Source organism: Ideonella azotifigens, assembly GCF_006519715.1.
GTDB classification, from domain to species: domain Bacteria; phylum Pseudomonadota; class Gammaproteobacteria; order Burkholderiales; family Burkholderiaceae_C; genus Ideonella; species Ideonella azotifigens.
The window spans coordinates 1-3,629 of sequence record NZ_VIDT01000563.1 but is presented as its reverse complement, the minus strand read 5'-3'; the positions used below and the strand labels follow the sequence as shown (position 1 = coordinate 3,629).

General features: G+C 67.5%; 4 protein-coding genes. 3 read left to right on the top strand and 1 reads right to left on the bottom strand.

Features of this window, described 5'->3' with window-relative positions:
• Positions 1-212 precede the first annotated feature (212 nt).
• A complete protein-coding gene (locus FKP22_RS24085; protein ID WP_141290201.1) occupies positions 213-839 on the bottom strand; it encodes a LysE family translocator in 627 nt (208 codons plus the stop codon).
• A gap of 279 nt (positions 840-1,118) precedes the next feature.
• On the opposite strand from FKP22_RS24085, the gene FKP22_RS24080 reads away from it, so the two are divergent.
• The 3 genes from FKP22_RS24080 (at position 1,119) to FKP22_RS24070 (ending at position 3,487) form a co-directional block, all read left to right on the top strand.
• Positions 1,119-1,682 (top strand): hypothetical protein, encoded by a 564-nt coding sequence (locus FKP22_RS24080; protein ID WP_141290200.1) that lies wholly within the window; start codon positions 1,119-1,121, stop codon positions 1,680-1,682.
• A gap of 48 nt (positions 1,683-1,730) precedes the next feature.
• Complete coding sequence (locus FKP22_RS24075; RefSeq protein ID WP_141290199.1) at positions 1,731-2,720, top strand: hypothetical protein; 990 nt, start codon at positions 1,731-1,733, stop codon at positions 2,718-2,720.
• Positions 2,721-2,782: 62 nt separating this feature from the next.
• Positions 2,783-3,487 carry a response regulator transcription factor gene (locus FKP22_RS24070; protein ID WP_141290198.1) on the top strand — a complete coding sequence of 235 codons (705 nt, stop codon included), beginning with the start codon at positions 2,783-2,785 and terminating at the stop codon, positions 3,485-3,487.
• Positions 3,488-3,629 lie beyond the last annotated feature (142 nt).

Genomic DNA, 3,629 nt, shown 5'->3' with positions numbered 1-3,629 from the left:
GATACCCGACGAGGATTTGCAACGCCGCGTGCGGCCCTTTTGATCACAACCCTTCGGGAAGGCCAGGCACAAGGGGCCACTCGTCGTTGCATCCCTTGCCCGCACACGAGTGCGGGCGGCGGTCCACGCCTAGATTGGCCCCTTGTGCCTGGCCTTCGCGCCCCTTGCCGTAGCGTTAACAGGCCCTAGCCGCCGATCACCGGTTCCGGGCGTCACAGCGGCCGCTGCAGCATCAACTGGGCGCCGAGCCCCAGCAGCACCACGCCGCTGCAGCGAAACAGCCAGACCAGCGAGCGCGGATGCGCCCGCAGCCAGCCCGACAGCGCCGCCGCCCCCAGCCCGATCGGGCCCTTGACCAGCAGGGCGAGCAGCGCAAAGGCCAGGCCCAGGGCGAACAGCGACGCGGTCGCGTGCGAGGCACCGGGGGCGACGAACTGCGGCAGGAACGCGAGGTAGAACACGGCGATCTTCGGGTTGCAGACATTGGAGAGCGCGCCGTCCAGGAACATGCGCGCCGGCCGTTGCGGTGCGGCGCTTGTCATGGCCAACGGCTGGTCAGGCACACGCAGCAGTTGCAGGCCCAGGTGGGCCAGGTAGAGGGCGCCGCCGATCTGCAGACCCAGGTACAGCCATGCCGAGGCGCGGATCACGGCGCCCAGTCCCAGCGCCGCCAGGGCGGTGTGCACCACCAGCCCGCTGCAGACCCCGGTGGCCGTGGCCAAGCCGGCCACGGCGCCTTGCGCAACGGAGCGCGACATGACCAGGATCATGTCCTGGCCGGGCGTGAGGATGAGCACCAGCGAGGCGCCGACAAACAGCAGCCAGTTGACTTCGATCATGGGATCCGTCCAGTGAGCAGTGGATGGACTCAATGTCCGATCCAACCCCCTTGGGCGTCCCCAAGCGACCCCAAAACTTTCCCAAAACCGTACTGGCAACTGCACCGATTGCCGCGCCGACACGGAGGTTGGTCACCAGCGGCCTGCCCGTCAGGAACAGGCCGCGCAGATGCGCGCCGGAAGCTCCGCACGGCCATTGATGATGTTTGATAGTTGCCCTTGTCCCGGGCGGCGCCGGCGCGTTCAATGGGGTCATTGCAGCCCCCAAAGAACACGCCCATGCCCACGACCTTCCGCACCGCCGTTTTCAAGCTCGCATGCCTTGCGGCCTGCGCTTTCGGGCCGGCGCTGTCCGCGCACGCCGCCACCAAGACGGAAGATTTCAACGCTGATTTCCCGGCCTGGGAGTCGGGCTGGTTCGCCAAGCACTCGAACGCCAGCAACTTCTGCACAAGCAACTATTGCCTGGTGGACGGCGACTGGGCGGACCCCAGCAACACCGTGCGCGGCACGGCCGGCAGCGGCATTTGGCTGAGCAGCGAGGGTGGATGGTCCTCCTCCCCGATCACCATCAACTTCGACGCGGCCTTCGGCGCCACCCTCAAGGCCATGCAGATCGACGTGGCGGTGTACGTGGAGTCGACCTTCTCCGCCTGGGACAGCAATGGCAATCCGGTCTACTCCAAGGTGCTGCGGGTCGACAGCTACAAGGACGTGCCGACCAGCCGCTACCAGACGCTGCACTTCAAGTCGGCCACCGGCATCGCAGGCTTCTCGTTCAGCGGCCCCGCCGACGGCAACACGGTGATCGACAACATCACCGTCAAGACGACCAGGCAGTAGTCGCCAGCGCGGCCCCGTCCCTCATCTTTCGCCATTCAAAGGCTCACGATGCATTCGTCTTCCCTTTCCTGTGCCGCGCTTTTGGCGGCGCTGTCGCTCGTCGCACCGGCCTGCCTGGCCGCGCCGGCCTACCAACTTGTGGACCTGGGCCCCAACACCAGCGCGACCAGCCTGAATGCCAATGCCAACGTGCTCGGCGAGCGCAACGGCAAGGTGGCGCGCTACTTCGGCGGCCAATGGCATTCGGTGCCTTCGGTGATCGCTGGGGCCGCGCTGAACGATGCCGGCCAGGTCGCAGGCACCTTGATGGACAAGCAAAGCTCGCTGGCAACGTCGGCCTGGTGGAGCAAGGCGGCCGGCGCCGTCGAGATTGCTCCCCTTGGCACCGGCGAGAGCCATGCCCATGCGATCTCCGGCAACGGCACGGTCGTGGGCACCGGCATCCTGGATCCGGTGTGGGGCTCGATCTACGCCTTCAAGTACCAGGACGGCAAGCTCACCCGCTTGAGCTGCCTGGTGCCGACCTCCGGCTGCGATGCCCGCGGCGTCAATGACGCGGGCCAGATCACAGGCGCCACGCAGGTGCCGTATTCCGGCTCGCATGCCTTCCTCTACGACCCCACGGTCGGCTTCTGGCGCGAGCTAGGCACGCTGGGGGGCCGGTCCTCCATCGGCATGGCCATCAATGCCGCTGGCCACGTGGTGGGCAACGCCGATGTCGCAGACGGTGTGAACCACCACGCCTTCTTCTTCGACGGCACGACGATGATCGACCTGGGCGCGCCCGATGGCGGCAGCAGCTTCGCCACCGCGCTCAACGACCATGACGCGGTGGTCGGCGGCATGGTGGACGCGGCAGGCACCCCCTCGGCCTTCTTCTACAAGGGCGGCAAGATGCACGACCTCGCCAGCCTGGTCGACAACGCCGCCGGCTGGACCTTCGTGCAGGCCACGGCGATCAATGCCAAGGGCCAGATCGCCGGCAATGGCCTGCTGGACGGCGTGCCTCACGCCTTCCTGCTCGACAAGCGCAACTGACCTCGACCGCATAATCGCTTGGGCCGCTTGGGTCATTTGCACGCGGCAATAGAAGGGAATGAATGCGCAGCTTTCTGCTGGAAGACGATCCCGAGCACGCAGCGCACTTCAAGGCGAGCCTGGCGGCCACGGAATTCCAGGTCCGCCATTTCTGGACCGCGGGCAGCTTCTTCGAGGCGCTGGCCGAGTCCACGCCGCAGCTCATCGTGCTCGACTGGATGCTGCCGGACCTCAGCGGCTACCAGGTGCTGCGCCGGGTGCGCGAGCGCTTTGGCCTGGCGGTGCCCATCGTCATGCTGACCTCCGTCGACAACGAGGAGCGGGTGGTCGCGGCCTTCGAGGCCGGTGCGGACGACTTCCTGACCAAGCCGGTTGCCAGGCCGGTGCTGCGCGCCAGGCTGCAGGCCTTGGCGCGCCGGGTCAACCAGGCGCCGGCCGCGTTCAGCGGCAGCGTCAGCTTCGGCCCCTACCGGCTCGACTATGCGCGCCAGAGCGTGCGCGACGTCGACGAGCCCGACGCACGTTTCGCGCTGACGCCGCGCGAGTTCGACCTGATCTGGCTGCTGATGAACAACCCGGACCGCTTCATCCCGCGGGCTGAACTGATTGCCGGCGTCTGGGGCAAGAGCAGCGAAGTGGCGCCCCACACGCTGGCGCAGAACGTGCACGCGCTGCGCAAGAAGCTGGGGCTGGCGCGGCGGGACATCCGGCTCGCGGCGGTCTACGGCTCGGGCTACCGCCTGGAATCGCCGGGGTCCTCACGGTGAACCCGCAGCCCGGCGCGGATCTCATGGAAGCGCTGGAGCCGGTTGCCACCGAAGAATTCGTCGCGGCCTGGCAGCACCGTTTGCCGGCGCTTTTCGGCGAAGCCCGCGCGCTGCAGCTGGTGACGCTTGCCTGGCACCTGAG